The sequence below is a fragment of the Georgenia sp. SYP-B2076 genome (assembly GCF_003991205.1).
GTDB lineage: Bacteria > Actinomycetota > Actinomycetes > Actinomycetales > Actinomycetaceae > Georgenia.
Window position 1 is genome coordinate 128,654 of the sequence record NZ_RXOZ01000031.1, and the last position, 19,990, is coordinate 148,643.

The following is a 19,990-nucleotide window of genomic DNA, read 5'->3' on the forward strand; positions in this document are numbered from 1 at the left end:
GGCGGTAGGAGGAGAAGATCACATTTTGGTAACACGACATCTGCGGCCGACTCGAGCGCCTGAGACACTCCGGAGTTTCGGTGTGACCTTGGCGTCTATTGCTCCGGGGTCGGGAACACCGACTTCCTCGAGGCGGTCTGGTACCGCCGGGAGGTCACCATCCCCGCCGGCTGGCGGGGGCGGGACGTGCACCTGCACTTCGGCGCCGTCGACCACGACACCACGGTGTGGGTGAACGGCGTCGAGGTGGCCCGCCACCGGGGCGGCTTCACCCCGTTCACGGCGGACCTGACCGGCCTCGTGGCCGCCGGGGAGAGCGCGGCGATCACGGTGCGGGCGCGCGACTCGCGCCACGGCGTCCAGGCCCGCGGCAAGCAGGCCACCTGGGCCGCGAACAGCCACTGGAGCTACACGCGCACCACGGGTATCTGGCAGACGGTCTGGCTCGAGGCCGTCCAGCCGGTGCGGATGCGCCGCCCGAAGGTGACCCCGCAGGTGGGGAGCCGCTCGTTCGCCGTCGTCGTGCCCGTGAACGCGAACCGGCCCGGCCTGGTGCTGCGCGCCCGGCTGCTCGACGCCGCCGGGGTGGTGGCCACCGAGGCGGTGGCGGCGGACCTCGACCTCTCCCCCGCCCTGACGCTGCGCGTGCCCGAGGACCGGGTGCGGCTGTGGTCCCCGGCCGACTCGCACCTGTACGACCTCGATCTGGAGCTGCTCGACGGCGCGGGCGAGGTGGTCGACCGCGCGACCAGCTACGCCGGCCTGCGCTCGGTCACGATCGACGGCACCTCGCTGTTGCTCAACGGGCGCCCGGTGTTCCAGCGGCTGGTCCTGGACCAGGGCTACTGGCCCGAGTCCATCATGACGGCCCCGTCCGACGCCGCCCTGGTGCGCGACATCGAGCTCGGGATGGCGGCCGGGTTCAACGGCGCGCGGCTGCACCAGAAGGTCTTCGAGGAGCGCTACCTCTACCACGCCGACCGCCTCGGCTACCTCGTGTGGGCCGAGTTCGGCGACTGGGGCGCCTCGGGCCAGGGCCCCGCGGGCAACAACCAGCAGCCCACGGCCTCGTTCATCACGCAGTGGGTCGAGGTTGTGGAGCGCGACTACAACCACCCGTCCATCGTCGGGTGGTGCCCGCTGAACGAGACGCACCAGGAGCTGCTCGACCGCCTGACCGTCCTGGACGACGTCATGCGCGGGATGTTCCTGGCCACCAGCTCGCGGACCCCACCCGGCCCGTCCTCGACGTGTCCGGGTACTCCCATCGCGTGCGCGAGACCGACGTCTGGGACGCGCACAACTACGAGCAGGACCCGGCGGCGTTCGCCGCGCAGATGGCGGGCCTGGCGGAGGGCCGGCCGTACGCCAACGACCGCGACGGCGCGCCGTTCTCCGTGCCCTACGCCGGGCAGCCGTACTTCATCAGCGAGTTCGGCGGCATCTGGTGGAACCCGGACACCGCCACGGCCGTCGACGGCAGCGACGTGACCGAGTCGTGGGGCTACGGCCAGCGGGTGCGCGACGAGGAGGAGTTCCACCACCGGTTCGCCGGGCTCACCGGCGTCCTCCTGGCCGAGCCGCTCATGTTCGGGTACTGCTACACCCAGCTGACCGACGTCTTCCAGGAGCAGAACGGCATCTACCGATTCGACCGCACGGAGAAGCTAGACGTCCAGCGCGTGCGCGACGCCCAGCTCCGCCCGGCGGCATCCGAAGAGCCGGCGGCGGAGTTCGACCTGGTCCACTAACCCCGCCCCACCCCCCTCATCGGTGAGCGGTCAAGTACTAACACTCGTTTGCCGGTGCGCGCGCCGCCGAGCGGCCGCCGCGGTCACGGGAGCGGCCGCCGTCGCGGTCACGGGAGCGGCCGCCGTCGACCGGTCGTGCTCCGCCGGACGAAGTCATACATCTCGGAGCACGACCTCGTCCGATGGAGCACGACCGGTGCGCCTCAGCATGACCCGTGGGCAGGCGGCGCGAGCACTTGACCGCTCGGCGCAGCGTCACCGCGGTGCCGCGACCCCGCGGCCGCCGGCCTGGTTCCGCTGGGCCGCTGAACGGGGGTCGGCGACGGGATCGCGCCACATACGCGATCGAGTTGGCCCAACGAGGCAACGGCATCGGCGTGATTCCGCCATTCGCGCGTGCACCGTCCTCGCGGTTGTGGCGCGATCCGATCGCCCCCCAGTCTCGGAGGCTGGGAATCACTGCGTTCCCCAGCGGAGGCCGGCGGGCGAGGCCCAGCGAGGCGGCCCTGCGAGTACTTGACCGCTCGCCGATGGCCGGGCGGGGGCAGACGCTGCGAGTACTTGACCGCCCGGCGCGAGAGGGGGGCTACTGCAGGAGCGTCCTGTCGTCCAGGCCCGCGCCGCCCTTGATCTTCTCGAACTCGTGGAGCAGGTCCGCCACGCTCGTGCGCGACTTCGTCTCGGCGTCCAGGTCCAGGATCACCCGGCCCTCGTGCATCATCAGCAGCCGCGTGCCGAGGCGCAGGGCCTGCTCCATGTTGTGCGTGACCATCAGCGTGGTGAGGTGGTGGCGGTGCACCGCCTCCGCCGTCAGCCGGGACACCAGCGCGGCGCGCTGCGGGTCCAGCGCCGCGGTGTGCTCGTCCAGCAGCAGGATCTTCGGCTCGCTGAACGTGGCCATGAGCAGGGACAGGGCCTGGCGCTGCCCGCCGGAGAGCATCCCGACCTTGGCGCCCAGCCGGTCCTCCAGCCCCAGCTCGAGGGTGGCCAGCTCGGCGACGAAGCGCTCCCGCCGCGCCTTCGTCACGCCCCACCGGAGGCCGCGGGCGCGCCCGCGCCCGTCGGCCATGGCGAGGTTCTCCTCGATGGTCATCTGCGGCGCGGTGCCGGCCATCGGGTCCTGGAACACCCTGCCGATGTAGGCCGCGCGCTGGTGGTCCGCGAGCCGGGTGACGTCCTTGCCGGCGATCGTCACGGATCCGCCGTCGGGCCGGAGCTTGCCCGCGACGATGTTGAGCAGGGTCGACTTCCCCGCGCCGTTGGAGCCGATGACCGTGACGAACTCGCCCGGGGCGAGGGTGAGGCTCACGCCCGCCAGCGCGGTGCGCTCGTTGACCGTGCCGCCGAAGAACGTCTTGGTCACGTCGCTGATCTCGAGCATCAGGCCTCCACCCCCGCGGGGAGCTTCTCGGGGATCTTCGTCGTGCTCGCGCGCCGGGCCTTGAACCGCCGGAAGACCTGCCACTGCGGCAGCACCAGCGCCACGACCACGAGGACGGCGGAGACGAGCTTCATGTCGTTGGGGTCCAGCCCGATGATCAGCGCGAGCTGGATGACCACGCGGTAGAGCACCGAGCCGAGGACGACGGCGAGGCTGGCCACGACGATCGTCCGCGACCCGAAGATCGCCTGCCCGATGATGACGGACGCGAGGCCTGCGACGATCAGGCCGATGCCCATGCCGATGTCCGCGAAGCCCTGGTACTGCGCGATCAGCGCCCCGCACAGCGCGACGAGGGCGTTGGAGACCGCCAGGCCGAGGATCTTCATGCGGTCCGTGCTCACGCCGAAGCTGCGGATCATCTCCTCGTTGTCGCCGGTGGCCTGCAGCGCCAGCCCGAGGTCGGTGTGCAGGAACCAGTCGATGACCAGCTTGAGGACGATCGCGACCGCCGCGAACACCCCGACCGACGCCATCGTGCCCATGAGCCCGCCGTCGCGCAGCGGGGTCAGCAGGGTGTCCTCGCGCAGCAACGGCAAGTTGGCCTTGCCCATGATCCGCAGGTTGACCGAGTACAGCGCGATCTGGGTGAGGATGCCGGCGAGCAGCCCGTTGATCTTGCCCTTGGTGTGCAGCAGGCCGGTGACCACGCCCGCCGCGAGGCCGGCGACGGCGGCCGCCCCGGTGGCGAGCAGGGGCGGCGTGCCGTTGATGATGAGGATCGCGGCGACCGCTCCCCCGGTGGTGAAGCTGCCGTCCACCGTCATGTCGGGGAAGTTCAGGATCCGGAAGGTCAGGTAGACCCCCAGGGCCATGACCGCGTAGATGAGCCCGAGCTCGAGCGCGACAGTCATCCGCGACGCCTCCTTGTTACCCGACGGCCGTTACTTGACGACCGTGTCGGCGCGGTCGAGCATCGCCTGCGGGATCGTCACGCCCATGCGCTCGGCGGCGGCCGGGTTGACGACGAGCTTGAGCGTCTTCTGGGTCTCGATCGGCATGGTGGCCGGGTCGGCGCCCTTGAGGATCTTGATGGCCATCTCGCCCGTCTGGCGCCCCAGCTCGGTGTAGTCGATGCCGTAGGTGGCCACGCCGCCGCGCTCGACGCTGTCGCCCTCGGCGGCAATGACCGGGACCTGCTTGGTCTCGGCCACCTGGATGAGGGACTCGAGCGCGGAGACGACGGCATTGTCCGTGGGGACGTAGAAGGCGTCGACGTCGAGGGACTGCGCGGCCTGCTGCACCTCGCCGGACGTGGTGATGGTCGCGACCTCGATCTCGAGGCCCAGCGACTTGGCGGCCTCCTTGGCCATGTCGACCTGCACCTGGGAGTTGACCTCGCCGGAGCTGTAGACGATGCCGACGGTCTTGGCGTCGGGCCGGAGCTCCTTGAGGAGGCCGAGCTGCTCCTCGACGGGGTTCTTGTCCGAGGTGCCCGTGATGTTGCCGCCGGGCTTCTCGAGGCTGTCCACGAGGCCGGCCTCGACCGGGTCGGTGACGGCGGTGATGACGATCGGGGTGTCGGTGATCGCCTGCGCGGCCGCCTGGGCGGTCGGGGTGGCGATGGCGAGGACGAGGTCCTTGCCGTCGGTGGCGAACTTGCTCGCGATGGAGGTGGCGGTGGCCTGGTCGCCCTGGGCGTTCTGCTCGTCGTAGGTCACGTCCTCGCCCTCGACGTAGCCGCCGTCGGCGAGCGCCTCCTTGAAGCCCTCGCGGGCGGCGTCGAGGGAGGGGTGGGAGACGATCTGGGTGATGCCGATCTCGACGGCGCCCTCCTTCCCTGCCGCTTTGGGGCTGCTGTCGCCGCTGGTGTCTGTGCCGCAGGCGGCGAGGAGGAGCGAGGATGCCAGGAGGGCGGCACCGAGGATGCTCTGCTTTGAGCGCTTCATGCGTGGTTCCTTTCGGGGGCCCGCGGATGGGGCAAGGGCTTGGCGGGCCGGGCGGCCGACGGGTGTGACGCCGACGATCGTGCGGACGGTGCGCGCGTGTTTTTGAGACAGCGCGTCCGCGACGTGGTCGGGGAAGAATCTACTGCACGCGCCGCGCGCGCCCGTCGCGCGTCTCAGTGCACGCCCCGCCCGCGCCCGTCGCGCGTCTCAGTGCACGCCCCGCCCGCGCCCGTCGCGCGTCTCAGTGCACGCCCCGCGCGCGCCCGTCGCGCGTCTCGTTCGTTGCACCTGCCGCCGCCGCGCGGATGTGGTTCGCTCTCCCCATGCGCCGCCTCACGGGTCATGTCAACGACACCGACGTCGTCCGCCGCCTGCTCACCACGCCCGGGCGATGGGCCGTGGTCGGACTCTCGGAGAACTCCGCGCGCACGGCGTACGCCATCGCGCGCTATCTCCAGCGCGACCTCGGCATGGAGATCGTGCCGGTGCACCCGAAGGCCGACACCGTGCACGGCGCGACCGGCTACGCCACGCTCGCGGAGATCCCCGGCGGGATCGACGTCGTCGACGTCTTCGTGCGCTCCGAGCTGGCGGGGGCCGTGGTGGACCAGGCGATCGCCGTCGGCGCGAGGGCGGTGTGGCTCCAGCTGGGGGTCGTCGACGAGGCCGCCGCCGCGCGCGCGACCGCGGCCGGGCTGGACGTGGTCATGGACACCTGCCCCGCCATCGAGGCCCCGCGGCTCGGGATCGGGTGATTCCCTGTCGCAGCTCGGGATCGTCCATTCGTGCGGGGGCCCCGGGTTGTCAGGACGGATTCGGCGCCCACGGCCGCTGCGCGAGGCGGATCACCTCGCAACGGGCCGCTCGTTGCCCGCGACACGCCGCGATTTGCCACGCCACGAGGTGGTTTGCCCGCAACGCGCCGCGGTTCGGCCCCGCCACGAGGTGGTTTGCCCGCAATGCGACACGGTTTGCCCCACGAAGGGGGCTGATGTGGCGCTTGAGGCTCGTTTCCGGCCGAGATTCGCCACTCCAGCACCATTTATGGGGCAGGCTGCCCCGACCGTGGACTGGCGGACTCCCAGGACGCGTCAACTGGCGCTGACCGGCTCGAGACGGCGCTCATGAACCTGGGGTGGCCCGTGTGACGCGCCGCGCGGCCGCCTGACGCGCCGCCGCCTGACCCAACGCCGCCTGACGCGCCGCCGCCTGACGCGCGCCAGCCTGGCGCAGCGCCGCCGAACGTGAACTCGCCTCACCCGAGGCCGGTGCTTCCGGGAAGGCGCGTCGGGCGGCCAGCCGGTGGGCCGCCGTCCGCCCGGAGACGGCCTGCCGGACGGCGGGGCCCACCTTCCGCAGCTGCCGCTCGATGATGCGGCGCATGGGCGGACCCATGCGCTTCTCGACCCGGTGCAGGAGCCACGCGAGGGTCAGCGCGAACGCGAAGGCAGCGCCGAGGACCACCCACTTGTTGACCGCGGGGGCGAAGAGGTGGATGAACCACCAGCCCCAGAACTCGTGGGTGAGGTACAGCGGGTAGGTCAGGGCGCCGGCGGGCAGGAGCCAGGACCAGCTGAGGCCGCGTAGCGGCGTCAGGGCGAGGGCGCCGACGGCGGCGAAGCACGCCATCACGACCGCGGCGAGCAGCCACGGGTCGGGCGCGAAGACCGTGTTCTCCGTGAGGGCGTGCATGTGGTGCGGCACGGCGTTGCGCACGGCCAGCGCCACGTTCGCCAGCAGCAGCAGCCACGCCGCCGGCGCGTGGCCCTCACGGTGGAGGAGGTAGAGCAGCATCCCGCCGGCGAAGAACGGCGCGTAGCCGTCCACGAGTGCCATGCTCGCGTTCACCCAGCCCTGCTGGAGCGCCACCTGGGCGGCCAGCGGCCACAGCGCGCAGAACCACAGCAGGCGGCGCCGGGTGATGCCCCAGGCCACGAACGCGACGATGAGGACGTAGAACCGCAGCTCGGTCCAGAGCGTCCAGTACACGCCGTCGACGTGGCGGACCCCGAACAGCTCCTGCAGCATCGTGAGGTTGACGAGGGACTCCCCGACGGTGATGTCCTTGCCGCCGGGCCACAGCCACAGCAGCAGCACCGACGTGGCGAGGACGGCCAGCCAGTACGCGGGGAAGAGGCGCGCGACCCGCGAGGCGACCACGTGCGGCACGTCCTTGCCCCAGGCGGTCATGAGGATGACGAACCCAGAGATGACGAAGAACAGCTCCGGGCCGAGCGCGCCGTACATCGCCGCGTGGCCCAGGACGGGGAACACGTGCCCCGGCTCGGCGCCCCACACCGTCGACCACCGGGCGGTGAAGTGGTAGAGCACCACCGCGGCGGCGGCGAGGAAGCGCAGCCCGTCGAGGGCGTACAGGCGCGGGCGGGACCTGGTGGACGACGGCGGCGGCGCGGGCGTCGTCGGCGTCTCGGCCTGCGCCGCTACCGGCACTGTCGCCGTCGACCGCCCGGGCGTCGCCGCGCCCGCCCGGTCGGCCGCCTGCGGGGTGGAGCTCGCCGAAGAGGTCATCGTTTCCACGGTAGGTGGGGGCCGGCGGTCCCGCACCCCCATGTCACGATTAGGTAACGACTGGTTCGTCACACGACCTGCCGCGTCGGGGCCTCACGACGGGCGCCGTCGTGCCGATGAGTATTCGGGGCGACGTAGGCAGCCCGCGAAGTCGCGTGGACACGTGCAGAGTAGGAACCAGGTCGCCCATGAAGCATCGACTCCCACGGTCCCTGGCGGCGGTCGCCGTCGCCGGCGGGCTGGTCCTGACGGCCTCCCCCGCCCAGGGCGCGGACCCCGGCCGGGTCCTGAGCGCCTCCGCTGCCCAGGGCGCGGCCCCCGCCGACGACGGCGCGTCACCTCGCACCATCGAGATCGCTCCCGGCACCCAGGCCGCAGTCCGGGACGAGCTCGCCGGGATGGGCGTCACCCCCACCTTTGAGTTCGCCGCGACGACGGACGGCTTCACGGCCGACCTGACCGACAGCCAAGCCGCCGCCCTGGAAGCCCTCCCGGCCGTGGAGTCCGCCGACGAGGCCAAGCCGATGTCCATCCTCGCGACCCAGGACGACGCCCCGTGGGGGCTGGACCGCATCGACCAGGAGTCCGCCTCGCTCGACGGGCGCTTCTCCTACCCCGAGTCCGCCGGCCGGGGCGTGCGCGTGTACGTGCTCGACACCGGCGTGACCCCGCTGGCCGACTTCGGCGGCCGCGTCGTCGCCGGCGCCGACTTCACCGACGACGGGCGCGGCACGACGACGGACTGCCAGGGCCACGGCACGCACGTCGCCGGCACCATCGCCTCGGCCACCTACGGCGTCGCGAAGGCCGCCACGATCGTGCCGCTGCGCGTGATGCGGTGCGACGGCGCGGGCCTCAGCTCCGACGTGCACGAGGCCATCGACTGGATCCTCACCCACCACCCGGCGGGCACCCCCGGGGTGGTCAACCTCAGCATCGGCGGCACCGAGGTCGACGCCGGCCTCGAGGCCGCCGTCCGGAGCGCGATCCGCGCCGGCCTGACCGTCGTCGTGGCGGCGGGCAACGGCAACCTCGACGCCGCCACGACCTCGCCCGCCCGCATCGCGGAGGCCCTCACGGTGGGCGCCTCGACCCGCGCAGACTCCCGGTGGGTGGTCGATCGGGCCAAGGGCTCGAACTGGGGCCCGCGGGTCGACCTGTTCGCGCCCGGCGCCGCCATCACCTCGCTGGACCACCGCGCCCAGGGCCGGTCCGCCGTCATGTCGGGGACGTCCATGGCCGCCCCGCACGTTTCCGGCGCCGCCGCCCTGTACCTCGCCGCCGCCGGCGGTGGCACGCCGTCCGCCGTCGCCGCGGCGCTGACCGGCACGGCCAGCCGCGTCATGCGGGGCGCGGGCGACGGCTCGCCGGGCCTGCTGCTGAACGTCCGGGCCCTGCCCACGGGGGCGGTGCCCGCCGGGCTTGCGCGCGCGGGCGGCGCGGACCGGTACGAGACCTCCGCGACGATCTCGGCCGCGAGCTTCGGCGCCGGCGTCCCGGTGGTCTACGTCGCGACCGGGAGCGGCTACGCCGACGCCCTGTCCGGATCGTCGGCCGCCGCGCACGGCCGCGGGCCGACGCTGCTGGTCCAGACCGGCGCCATCCCGCCCTCGACAACGGCGGAGCTGCGCCGCCTCCGGCCCGCGAGCATCGTGGTCCTCGGCGGCGAGGGGTCCGTCTCCGGGGCCGTGCTCGACGAGCTGCGGGCCTTCACTGGCGGCGCCGTCACCCGCCTCGGCGGCGCGGACCGCTACGAGACCTCCGCGCTGGTTTCCGCCGCCACGTTCGCACCGGGTGTGCCGGTGGCCTACGTCGCGACCGGGGCGGGCTATGCCGACGCTCTCTCCGGCGCGGCGGCCGCCGGCGGGCGCGGCCCCGTCCTGCTCACCCACCCGGACGGCCTCCCCGCGGCGGTCACCGCCGAGCTCGTCCGCCTGCGGCCCGCCACCATCGTGGTCCTCGGCGGGGAGGGCTCCGTCTCCGGGGCCGTGGTCGACGCCCTGGGCCCCTTCGCCGGCGCCGTCACCCGCCTCGGCGGCGCGGACCGGTATGAGACCTCCGCGCTCGTCTCCGCCGCCACGTTCGCGCCCCGCGTGCCGGTGGCCTACATCGCCACCGGCGGCGACTACGCGGACGCGTTGTCCGGCGCGGCGGCCGCCGGCGGGCGCGGGCCCGTCCTCCTCACGCCGACTGACGGCCTGCCTGCTGCCCTCGTGGCCGAGCTGGTCCGCCTCCGGCCCGCCACGATCGTGGTGCTCGGCGGGGAGGGGTCGGTGTCCCGGACCGTGTTCGGCGCGATGGGCGCCTACCTCGGCAGCTGACGCGGGCCGCCGGCGGGGCGTTGACGCTGTAGCGCCACCAGGGAGCGTCCCGGACCTCCGCCATGCGGGTTGGTCCGGGTAAATCTCACCGTGCGGACAACATCGTGAAACGGCGCCGTCATGCGGCTTGCACGTCCTACAACGTGGTGATCAAGCATTTCGGACCTGCGCCCGGCCGATGAAGTTGGCAGTATGCAGGGACGCACCGCGCTGGGGCCGGGTGGGGGACCGACCGCCCCGGCGCGGTGCGCCACCACTTCAGGCTCCGCCGTCGGGCATGCCCTCGGGCGCGGGAGGTCACACGGAAGTCGCGCGGCGGGCCGTTGCCCGCCGCGCGACACCGCCGGCCCGCGCTACGTCATCCGCGCTACTTTGACGCCCGCGCTACTTGTCCGCCTGCTCCGCCAGCTCCTTGGTCGCGGCGATCTCCGTCGGGTCGCCGTTCGAAGCAGCCGCTGTCGTGCCGGCAGCTGAGGCACTCCCGGCATACACGAAGCCGCAGCGCGACGTCGTCAGCCCGGTGTCGGTCGGGAGCACCGTGACCTGGTAGCTGCCGTAGTCGTTGTCGATGATGCTCGAGAGCTCGTGCCGGAAGTCGGTCACACGCGCCCAGTAGCACTCGCCCGGCGTCGTCGCGGTGTAGAGACCGGGGCGGATGTCTGCCCCCACCAGCCAGTCCCCGTCGCGGGGCGCGTCGACGTAGGAGCCGGAGTACACCGGCGCCCAGGCGCCGCAGTCGCTGGTCTCGAACGCGACGTCGGTAGTCGCCAGGTCGACGTACGCGCGGGTGCCGAGGTTGAAGTCGTTCGCGTTGATGCCGTTGAGATCGTCCGCGTTGTTGGAGCGCCGTTCCCAGTAGCACCCGCCGCCATTGCCGGCGCCGCTGCGGTAGCGGGCCGGAGCGACCTGGCTGCCCACGAGCCACCGGCCGTCGCCGGGCACCCACTTGACGGGGTTGCGCCGGACGCCCAGGGTGTCGGTCCCGTCACCGTTCCAGTCGCCGACCAGGGCCACGTCGGTCGGATCGCCGTAGAAGTAGTTGAAGTCAGCGGGACCGGTGCTCGTGGAGTTCTTGACGAAGTACTGGCCGCCGCGACGCACGGTCAGCGTGTCCGTGTTGTCACCGTTCCAGTCTCCGACGAGGACCGTGTCGCCGGGGTTGCCGTAGTAGAAGCTGTAGTCGGCCGGCCCCGTGCTCGTGGAGTTCTTGACGAAGTACTGGCCGCCGCGACGCACCGCGAGCGTGTCCGTGCCGTCGCCGTTCCAGTCTCCGACGAGGACCGTGTCGCCGGGGTTGCCGTAGTAGAAGCTGTAGTCGGCCGGCCCCGTGCTCGTGGTGTTCTTGATGAAGTACTGGCCGCCGCGACGCACCGCGAGCGTGTCCGTGCCGTCCCCGTTCCAGTCTCCGACGAGGACCGTGTCGCCAGGGTCGCCGTAGTAGAAGCTGTAGTCGGCCGGCCCGCTGGAGAGCGCGTTGCGGACGAAGTACTGGCCACCCCGGCGCACCAGGATGCTGTCCCGGTTGTCCGCGTTGAAGTCCCCGGCATACACCCGGTCGTTAGGGCTGCCGTACTCCAGCACGTTCGATGCGACGCCCCCTTGCGAGTCGGTGAGGTAGTACCACGGCCCCGCGCCGCCTGCCTCCGCCCCCTTCGCGCCGGCCGGGAGCGCCGGCACGACGAGCATCGCCCCGGCCGCCAGGGCCCCTACCGCCATGCGGCGGGTCCGGCGGCTGCCGATCGACGTGGATCCTCGTTGATCTCCCATGACATCCCTTTCGATCTATGAAATGGCTGTGTGGGAGGTCACGGTATTGGATATGGCCAGAACCCGCCTGAAATGCCGGCGGCGTCCGGGTAACCTGCCTTCGGCCGGTATGCGAGAAGGCGAGCGCTTGGACTGACGAGAGAAGCACCGTGACACAGACGATTCCCGCGGTGAAGGCGCCCGCGAGGCGCACGTCGTCGTTCCGGACCGACATCCAGGCCCTGCGGGCCCTCGCCGTGTCGCTCGTCGTGCTCAACCACCTCTGGCCGAACCGCCTCACCGGCGGTTACGTCGGGGTCGACGTCTTCTTCGTCATCTCCGGCTTCCTCATCTCGCGCCACCTCGTCAGGGAGATCCGCGACGAGGGCCGCGTGCGGCTCGCGGCCTTCTACGCCCGCCGCGTCAGACGGCTCTTGCCGGCCGCCCTGCTCGTCGCGGCCGTGTCCCTGGTGGGGGTGGCGGTCTTCATGCCCGCGGCTGCCTGGACGCGGAACGCCTCCGAGGTCATCGCGAGCACCTTCTACGTCGAGAACTGGCTCCTCGCCGCGCGGTCGGTGGACTACTCGGCCCTCTCGGAGGCGGCGAGCGTCGTCCAGCACTACTGGTCGCTGTCCGTCGAGGAGCAGTTCTACCTGGTCTGGCCGGTCCTCCTGATGGGCTGCGTCTGGGTCGCGCGGAGGCGGCGGCTCAGGCACGACGTGGCCATGTTCTCGGGCGTGGCGCTCGTCCTCGTCGCCAGCCTGGCGTTCAGCGTCGTGTTCACCGCCGTGTCCAAGAACGAGGCGTACTTCGTCACCCCGACGCGTGCCTGGGAGTTCGCGCTCGGCGCGCTCGTCGGGATGGGTGCCGCGCGCGCCCGGCTCGCCCCGCCGCTCCGCGGCGCACTGGCGTGGGCCGGTCTCGCCGCGATTGTCCTGGCCGCCGTCGTCTTCGACCACACGACCGCGTTCCCCGGCTACGCGGCGCTGCTGCCCGCGCTGGGCACCGCGGCTGTCATCCTCGCCGGGGAACGGCCGGCACGCTGGTCCCCCGCCGTCCTCACCGACCTGGCGCCCGTCCAGCTCGCCGGGAACATCTCGTACTCGATCTACCTGTGGCACTGGCCCCTGATCGTCCTGACGCCGTACATCGTCCAGGCCCCGCTCACGGCCGCGTCCAAGATCGGGGTCCTGGCCGCGACGGTCGTGCTCGCCTACCTCAGCAAGAAGCTCATCGAGGACCCGGGCATCCGGATGCGGTGGCCCGCCGACTCGCCCCGCCGCACCTTCGCGCTGATGGCCGCCGCGATGGCGGTGGTCACGGTCCTCGGCGTGACCCAGATCCACGCCTACGGCGTCGTCACGCAGCGGGCCACGGCGGCCCTCCAGGCGGCGGCGGACGACCCCTGCTACGGCGCCAACGCGCTCGCCAACGTCGCGACGTGCGCGGACGCGTTCGGCGCCGCGATGACCTCGCCGGGCGACCCGTCCGAGACGCCGTGGTTCAGCACACCCGGGTGCCGCCACGACGAGGGCATCGACGTCACCGACTGCACGTTCGAGAGCGAGGAGCCGCTCGCTCCGACGGTCTGGCTGGTCGGCGACTCGCACGCCGAGCACTGGCAGGCCGCCTTCCTCGAGGTGGCGCGGACGCAGGGGTGGCACGTCCGCATGTCCCTCACGGGCGGCTGCGCCCTCGTGGACGCGCCGACCGACTCCTACGGCGGCCGCGCCCTCGGAGCCGAGGAGCGGGACGCGTGCCGTACCTGGGGCCAGAACATCGCGGACCGCATCGTGATAGAGCGGCCCGACATGGTCTTCACCTCGACGTTCTCCCAGCACGAGGTGCTTGACGACGGGACCGGTCGGCCGCAGGCCGACCAGTACGTCGACGCGGCCGGTTCGTACTGGCGGCAGTGGGTCGACGCCGGTGCACAGGTCTACGTCATCCGCGACACGCCCTTGACTGCGGGAGCGGCGACCCCGGAGTGCCTCTCCGTGAGCGCCGACGACCCACTGAGCTGCGCCCTCGATCGGTCGAACGCCATCCAGGAGGACTACTTCGTCACCGCGGCCGAGTCGCTGGGCACGGACTCCGTGCGGGTGCTCGACCTCACCGACGAGTTCTGCGACGACTCGCTCTGCTACGCGGCCGTGGGCGGGCTGCCGGTCTTCTACGACGACAACCACATCGCGCGCAGCTACTCGCGGTCGCTGGCGCCGGCGCTCTTCGAGGAGTACTTGCAGGCGCAGTAGGGCCGGTGGCCCCGCGCCCCCGGCCCCGATCGGCCGGGGGCGCCGTTCGACGGAGGGCGCCGCTCGGCCACCGTCGGCGCCTCAGCCGATGCGGCGCGGTCCGGCCTGCCACGCCTCCCAGGCGCTGCGGATGATGTCCTCGAGGCGGTGCTCCGCCTTCCAGCCCAGCACGGCGTTGATCCGGTCGGGTGCGGCGACGAGCCGGGGCGGGTCGCCGGGGCGCCGAGCCTCGATGTCCGGCGTGACGTCGAGCCCCGAGACCGCGCCGAGGGTGTCGATGACCTGGCGTACCGAGGCGCCCTCGCCCGTGGCGACGTTGAAGACGTGCTCGATGAGCGCGCCGTCGCCCTCGAGGTAGTTCGCCGCGGCGAGGTGCGCGTGGGCGAGGTCGAGGACGTGGATGTAGTCGCGGATGCACGTGCCGTCCGGCGTGGGGTAGTCGTCGCCGAAGATCTTGGGCCGGTCCCCGCGCTCGAGGCGGTCGAGCACCATGGGCACGAGGTTGAGGACGGCCGGGTCTCCGAGGTCCGGCCAGCCGGAGCCGGCGACGTTGAAGTAGCGCAGCCCGGCCCACCGCAGGCCCCAGGCCCGCTCACAGTCGGCCATCATCCACTCGCCGATGAGCTTGGTCTCGCCGTAGGGGTTGATGGGGCGGCAGTCGACGTCCTCGGTGACCAGCTCGACCGGCGGCATGCCGTAGACGGCGGCCGAGGAGGAGAAGATCATCCGCGTGACGCCGCTGGCCTCCATGGCGGCGAGGACGTTCGCGAGCCCGCCGACGTTGTTGAGGTAGTACCAGGTGGGGCGGGCGACCGACTCCCCCACCTGCTTCTTCGCGGCGAAGTGGATGACCGCGGTGACGTCGCGCTCGCGCATGACCTTCTCGAGGCTCTCCTGGGCGCCCGGGCCGGCGACGTCAAGCTCGACCAGGGTGGCCTCGCCGATCCGATCGGCCGCGCCGGTGGACAGGTCGTCGACCACGACGACGTCCTCCCCACGGTCGAGCAGCAGACGGACCACGTGGGCGCCGATGTAGCCGGCGCCGCCAATCACCAGGGTGCTCATGGGGTCAGGTTATCGGGAGGGACGCGCGGGACGTGTGCGCCCTCGGGAGCGTCCGAGCGATGCGGGCGCGGCGGTCCCGCACGGCCGGTAGTCGGGTACCGCACGGCCGGTAGTCGGGTCCCGCACGGGCACCGATCGAATCGCGCCACAAAGGGGCGCCGGCGAGGAAGCTTCGGAGGTGACTGACCAGGTCACCAAGCCGTTCCGCGCCCGGTTGTGGCGCGATCGCGCCGGCTCCCCGCCGCGCATGGCGGCGGGGCACCCTCCCGGATGCCCCGCCGCCATGTTGTGCCCTTGGGATCAGCCGAAGTAGCTCTCGCAGGCCTCGCCATCGCTGTCGCCATCGAGACCGTGGACGTCCCCCCGGCCCTGGGCCTTCCAGTAGTCCAGCGTCGCCTGGGCCTCGGCCTTCGAGGAGAAGTGCTTGCAGTCCAGGTCCGGTGACGCCGGGCGGGGTGCCGGGCGCGGCGCGGGTGCCGGTGCCGGTGCCGGTGCGGGAGCAGGCGCCGGGGCGGGAGCGGGAGCGCCACGGCGGACGCCGAGGCTTTCCACGCCGTCGGCGTTCCAGTCACCGACGAGCACCGTGTCCCCGGGGTTGCCGTAGGCGACCACGCGGTCCGCGTTGCCCGAGGAGATCGAGTCCTTGAGGAAGTAGCTGATGCCGCGGCGCACCGCGAGCGTGTCCACGCGGTCGCCGTTCCAGTCACCGACCATGACCGTGTCGCCGGGGTTGCCGTAGGCGATCACGCGGTCCGCGTTCCCCGAGGAGATCGAGTCCTTCAGGAAATACGTGCCCCCGCGGCGCACCGCGAGCGTGTCGACGTTGTCGCCGTTCCAGTCACCCACCAGCACCGCGTCACCCGGGTCGCCGTAGGCGATCACCCGGTCCGCGTTCCCCGAGGAGATCGAGTCCTTCAGGAAGTACGTGCCCCCGCGCCGCACCGCGAGGGTGTCCACCCCGTCGCCGTTCCAGTCGCCCACCAGCACCGTGTCACCGGGGTTGCCGTAGGCGATCACGCGGTCCGCGCCGCCGGTGGTGTTGGAGTCCCGGAAGTGGAACACCCCGCCACGGCGCAGGGCGAGGGTGTCGATGCCGTCGCCGTTCCAGTCGCCGACGAACACCTGGTCGGACGAGTTGCCGTAGTTGTACACGGTGTTGGCCGTGGGCCCGAAGGTGTCGGACAGGAAGTACTGGTTGCCCGATCCGCCGACCTCGCCGCCCTTCGCCAGGGCGGCCTGTCCGCCGGCGAGGACCGTCGCCGCCGTCATGACACCGGCTGCTGCGAGCGCTAGTGCGCGTCTGTTCATCATTCCCCCATCGGTGATGTCACTGCGCCGGGAGGAGGGTGCGGATCCAGCCGCCCACACCCGTTCGCCTCCTAGGCGAGCATTTCCGGAGTATATGGCCGGATTTCCACCGCCGGGCAGATTCGGTGACGTCACCGAGCGGACGAGTCGGTGCTGCCTCAGCCGCCGGACGCCGCGTCCCCGCCGAGGGTCTTCACGGCGCCGGGGTGCGCCGCGAGATAACCCGCGACGTCGTCGGCGGCGAACGCCTGGCACAGCTCCGCGAACGCCGGCGCGTCCAGCAGCACGATGGACTGCGTCCCGTCGGGGCTGCGTCCCGTCCCCATGTAGGGCGCGGTGAGGAACGCGAGGTCGCCGGGTCGGACGTCGCGCATGGAGATCGCGAGGTCGCGCATGGCTCCGATGGTGAACCCCTCGTCTACGGCCACCCCCTTGCTCACGGTCTGCAGGAGGCGCATCAGCGCGACCGGGTCGGTGAGCACCTCGCGGCGGTAGGCCGCCTTCATCATCGAGCGCATCCAGGTCTGCTGGTGCTGCACGCGGTCGAAGTCGCCGCCGGGCAGGCCGTACCGCTGCCTGGCGTACGCCAGGGCCTGCGCGCCGTCGAGCGTGTGCATGCCCGGGGCGAGGTCGACGCCGCCGCTCGACATGCCCTCCGGCAGCGGGATCTCGACCCCGCCGAGCTCGTCGGTGAGGGTCGCGAAGGACTCGAAGTCCGCGATCGCGAAGTGGTCGATCCGGATGCCCGTGAGCTGCTCGACGGTCTGGATCATGAGCGTCGGTCCGCCGAAGGAGTAGGCGGCGTTGATCTTGTTCTCGCCGTGCCCCGGCACGTCCACCCAGGAGTCGCGCGGGATGGACATCACCGCGGCGCTGCGCCGGTTCCCCGCGACCTGGACGAGCATGATCGCGTCCGTGCGCTGGGCGCCGGCCTCCCACCGGGCGGGGTCGCCGGCGGAGATCCGGGAGTCGGAGCCCAGCAGCAGGATGGTGACGGGCGCCGCGGGCGCGGCGGCGTCGCCGCCCGGCGGCGCGAGCGCCACGTGGTTGGCCGGGCGCTCGGCGAGGTCGGCGAAGGGGTCGTTGATGCGCTCCATGCCGCCGCTGATGACGGCCTGGAGCACGGCCGCCGCGCCGACCAGCGCGGCGAGCAGCGCCACGATGAGGCCGGCGGTGAGGAACAGGGCGACCCGCGCCCGGGACGCCCGTCGGCGTGGCGCCCCGGCGCGGGATGCACGTGGGCGGGACGCCCGCGGGCGGGACGCCCGCGGGCGGGACGCCCGCGGGCGTCGTCGACCGCCACGCCCGCGAGGGGGTCCGCTCCGTTCACCCCCCGACGGGAACGGTGACGACTGCGCGTCGTCGCCCACGGGCTCCTGCCCGACTGGGTCGGTGGTCCCCACCTGTGCCATGTCTGACTCCTCGGGACATCGGCGCGCGCCGCTGCGCGCCGTGCCTGCCCCCAAGACATGGGTACACGGTTCCGGCTACATGTGTCCCGGTTTTCGGAGGGGTGCTTGGGCACGGGCCGACGGCGGCGAGCGCCCGCGGCATCGCCGGCGGCGCCGCCCGCCACCGGGCCGCCGCCGTCCGCCTCAGGTGGTCTCGTGCAAGCGCTGCTCCGCGATCAGCCCGCCGGCGAGGACCATCTGGACCTGCCGGCGGGACAGCCCGTGGCGGACGATGTACGTCTCGTCCCGGCTGACGTTGCGCACGTCGAACTCGCGGGCGGCGGCCAGCCACTGGCGCAGGTCCTCGACGGCGAGGACGTCGCCGGGGTGGATGCGGTCGTAGTCCGCGGGGTCGGTGAACTCCAGCGCGAGGATGCCGAAGTTGGCGAGGTTCTGCCAGTGGATGCGGGCGAAGGACTTCGCGATCACGGCGCGCAGGCCGAGGTAGCGCGGGGCGATGGCGGCGTGCTCGCGGGAGGAGCCCTGGCCGTAGTTGTGCCCGCCGACGATGAGGTGCGCGCCCTCGTACTCCTCGGCGCGGACGTGGTAGTCGGGGTCGACCTGGTCGAAGACAAACTCGGCCATCCGCGGGATGTTGGACCGGAACGGCAGCGCCCGCGCGCCGGCGGGGCTGATCTCGTCGGTGGAGATGTTGTCCCCGACCTTGAGCAGCACGGGCCCCTCGAGGCGCTCGGGCAGCGGGTCGAACTCGGGCAGGGCGACGATGTTGGGTCCCTTGACCAGCTCGACGGCGGCCGCCTCCTCGGGCGGCAGCGGCGCCTCGAGCATGGCGGTGTTCACCGTCGCCCGCTCCGGCAGGGCCAGCGCCGGCTCGTCCACGCCCACCCGCTGGGCCCACTCCCGGGGGTCGGTGATGACCCCGGTGAGCGCGGACGCCGCGGCGGTCTCGGGCGAGCACAGCCACACGGCGTCCTCCTTGGCGCCGGAGCGGCCGGGAAAGTTCCGCGGCATCGTGCGCAGGGAGTTGCTGCCCGACGCTGGCGCCTGGCCCATGCCGATGCAGCCCATGCACCCAGACTGGTGGATGCGCGCGCCGGCGCCGATGAGGTCGAACGTGGCGCCCATCTTCGTCAGGTCCTGCAGCAGCTCGCGGGAGGTCGGGTTGATGTCGAAGCTGACGCCGTGGTGGGCCTGGCGGCCCTTGACCATGGCGGCGGCGACGGCGAAGTCCCGCAGTCCCGGGTTGGCCGAGGATCCGATGACGACCTGCCCCAGCGGCTCCCCAGCCACCTCGCGCACGGGCACGACGTTGCCCGGCGAGGAGGGTTTGGCGATGAGGGGCTCGAGGGTCGCGAGGTCGATCTCGTCGGTGAGGTCGTAGGCGGTGCCCTCGTCGGCGAGGATCTCGGTGAAGTCGTCCTCGCGGCCCTCGGCGCGCAGGAAGGCGCGCACGGCGTCGTCGGCGGGGAAGACGGTCGTCGTCGCCCCGAGCTCCGCGCCCATGTTGGCGATGACGTGGCGGTCCATCGCGCTGAGACCCGCGAGGCCGGGCCCGTGGTACTCGATGATGCGGTTCTTCCCGCCGGCGACGCCATGGCGGCGCAGCATCTCGAGGACCACATCCTTGGCGCTGACCCAGGGCGGGAGCTCGCCGACGAGGTTGACGCCCCAGATCTGCGGCATCACGAGATACAGCGGGTTCCCGGCGATCGCCATGGCGACCTCGAGGCCGCCGACGCCGATGGCGAGCATCCCGAGCGACCCGGCCGCCGGGGTGTGGGAGTCGGAGCCGACCATGGTCGCGCCGGGCCGGCCGAAGCGTTGCATGTGCGTGGGGTGCGAGACGCCGTTGCCGGGCTTGGAGTACCACAGGCCCCACCGCTGGCAGGCCGAGCGGAGGAAGCGGTGGTCGTCGGCGTTCTTCTCGTCCGTCTGCAGGAGGTTGTGGTCGACGTACTGGACCGAGACCTCGGTGCGGACGCGGTCGAGCTCCATCGCCTCGAGCTCGAGCATGACGAGGGTGCCGGTGGCGTCCTGCGTGAGGGTCTGGTCGATCTTCAGGGCGATCTCCGCCCCGGGCGTCATCTCCCCCGAGACGAGGTGGGACGCGATGAGCTGGTGAGCGACGCTGGTCATGACAGCCTCCCGTTGCGGACCGTCCAGCCGACCATACGCGTGCGCGGTGCGCGCCTCTACTCCCCCCGAGAGGGCCGCCGGGGCTCGCCGCGGCGCGCGACGTCCAATCCCGCCCGCGACTCCCCCGTCGCCGCCAC

12 protein-coding genes and 1 pseudogene are annotated in these 19,990 nt (G+C 72.3%); 4 read left to right on the forward strand and 9 right to left on the reverse strand.

From position 1 onward, the window contains the following. Positions 1-102: 102 nt before the first annotated feature. A pseudogene (locus tag EJK16_RS11835) lies at positions 103-1,751 on the forward strand (glycoside hydrolase family 2 protein); the annotation flags it as partial. A 586-nt stretch (positions 1,752-2,337) separates the two neighbouring features. Here the strand turns inward: EJK16_RS11835 and EJK16_RS11840 are convergent. The 3 genes from EJK16_RS11840 to EJK16_RS11850 are packed head-to-tail and all read right to left on the reverse strand — an operon-like array spanning position 2,338 to position 5,081. Further along, a complete protein-coding gene (locus EJK16_RS11840) occupies positions 2,338-3,132 on the reverse strand; it encodes an ABC transporter ATP-binding protein (protein WP_127129556.1) in 795 nt (264 codons plus the stop codon). Beyond that, the gene (locus EJK16_RS11845) at positions 3,132-4,046 is read right to left on the reverse strand and encodes an ABC transporter permease (protein WP_127129558.1); all 915 of its coding nucleotides are present in this window, start codon (positions 4,044-4,046) and stop codon (positions 3,132-3,134) included. The genes EJK16_RS11840 and EJK16_RS11845 overlap by 1 nt, the downstream gene beginning before the upstream one ends. A 30-nt stretch (positions 4,047-4,076) precedes the next feature. Next, on the reverse strand, positions 4,077-5,081 hold the full coding sequence (locus EJK16_RS11850) for an ABC transporter substrate-binding protein (RefSeq protein ID WP_127129560.1): 1,005 nt from the start codon (positions 5,079-5,081) through the stop codon (positions 4,077-4,079). Positions 5,082-5,404: 323 nt separating this feature from the next. On the opposite strand from EJK16_RS11850, the gene EJK16_RS11855 reads away from it, so the two are divergent. Continuing rightward, positions 5,405-5,836 carry a CoA-binding protein gene (locus EJK16_RS11855; protein WP_127129562.1) on the forward strand — a complete coding sequence of 144 codons (432 nt, stop codon included), beginning with the start codon at positions 5,405-5,407 and terminating at the stop codon, positions 5,834-5,836. 367 nt (positions 5,837-6,203) lie between these two features. Here EJK16_RS11855 and EJK16_RS11860 read toward each other — a convergent pair whose 3' ends face one another. Next, on the reverse strand, positions 6,204-7,610 hold the full coding sequence (locus tag EJK16_RS11860; RefSeq protein WP_127129564.1) for an acyltransferase: 1,407 nt from the start codon (positions 7,608-7,610) through the stop codon (positions 6,204-6,206). Positions 7,611-7,798: 188 nt separating this feature from the next. On the opposite strand from EJK16_RS11860, the gene EJK16_RS11865 reads away from it, so the two are divergent. Next, a complete protein-coding gene (locus EJK16_RS11865) occupies positions 7,799-9,931 on the forward strand; it encodes a cell wall-binding repeat-containing protein (protein WP_127129566.1) in 2,133 nt (710 codons plus the stop codon). A gap of 384 nt (positions 9,932-10,315) precedes the next feature. Here EJK16_RS11865 and EJK16_RS11870 read toward each other — a convergent pair whose 3' ends face one another. After that, positions 10,316-11,647, reverse strand: a complete 1,332-nt coding sequence (locus tag EJK16_RS11870; RefSeq protein ID WP_127129568.1) for a hypothetical protein — start codon at positions 11,645-11,647, stop codon at positions 10,316-10,318. Between the two features lie 200 nt (positions 11,648-11,847). On the opposite strand from EJK16_RS11870, the gene EJK16_RS11875 reads away from it, so the two are divergent. Continuing rightward, positions 11,848-13,932, forward strand: a complete 2,085-nt coding sequence (locus EJK16_RS11875) for an acyltransferase family protein (RefSeq protein WP_127129570.1) — start codon at positions 11,848-11,850, stop codon at positions 13,930-13,932. An 81-nt stretch (positions 13,933-14,013) separates the two neighbouring features. Here the strand turns inward: EJK16_RS11875 and galE are convergent, their stop codons facing one another. From galE to EJK16_RS11895, 4 genes are all read right to left on the reverse strand, one after another. Then, positions 14,014-14,997 (reverse strand): UDP-glucose 4-epimerase GalE, encoded by a 984-nt coding sequence (galE, locus tag EJK16_RS11880; protein WP_127129572.1) that lies wholly within the window; start codon positions 14,995-14,997, stop codon positions 14,014-14,016. A gap of 300 nt (positions 14,998-15,297) precedes the next feature. Next, a complete protein-coding gene (locus EJK16_RS11885; RefSeq protein ID WP_127129574.1) occupies positions 15,298-16,266 on the reverse strand; it encodes an excalibur calcium-binding domain-containing protein in 969 nt (322 codons plus the stop codon). Between the two features lie 197 nt (positions 16,267-16,463). Beyond that, positions 16,464-17,465, reverse strand: coding sequence for an LCP family protein (locus EJK16_RS11890; protein ID WP_205739732.1), 1,002 nt, complete (start codon positions 17,463-17,465; stop codon positions 16,464-16,466). 435 nt (positions 17,466-17,900) lie between these two features. Next, on the reverse strand, positions 17,901-19,853 hold the full coding sequence (locus EJK16_RS11895) for an aconitate hydratase (RefSeq protein WP_127129578.1): 1,953 nt from the start codon (positions 19,851-19,853) through the stop codon (positions 17,901-17,903). Positions 19,854-19,990 lie beyond the last annotated feature (137 nt).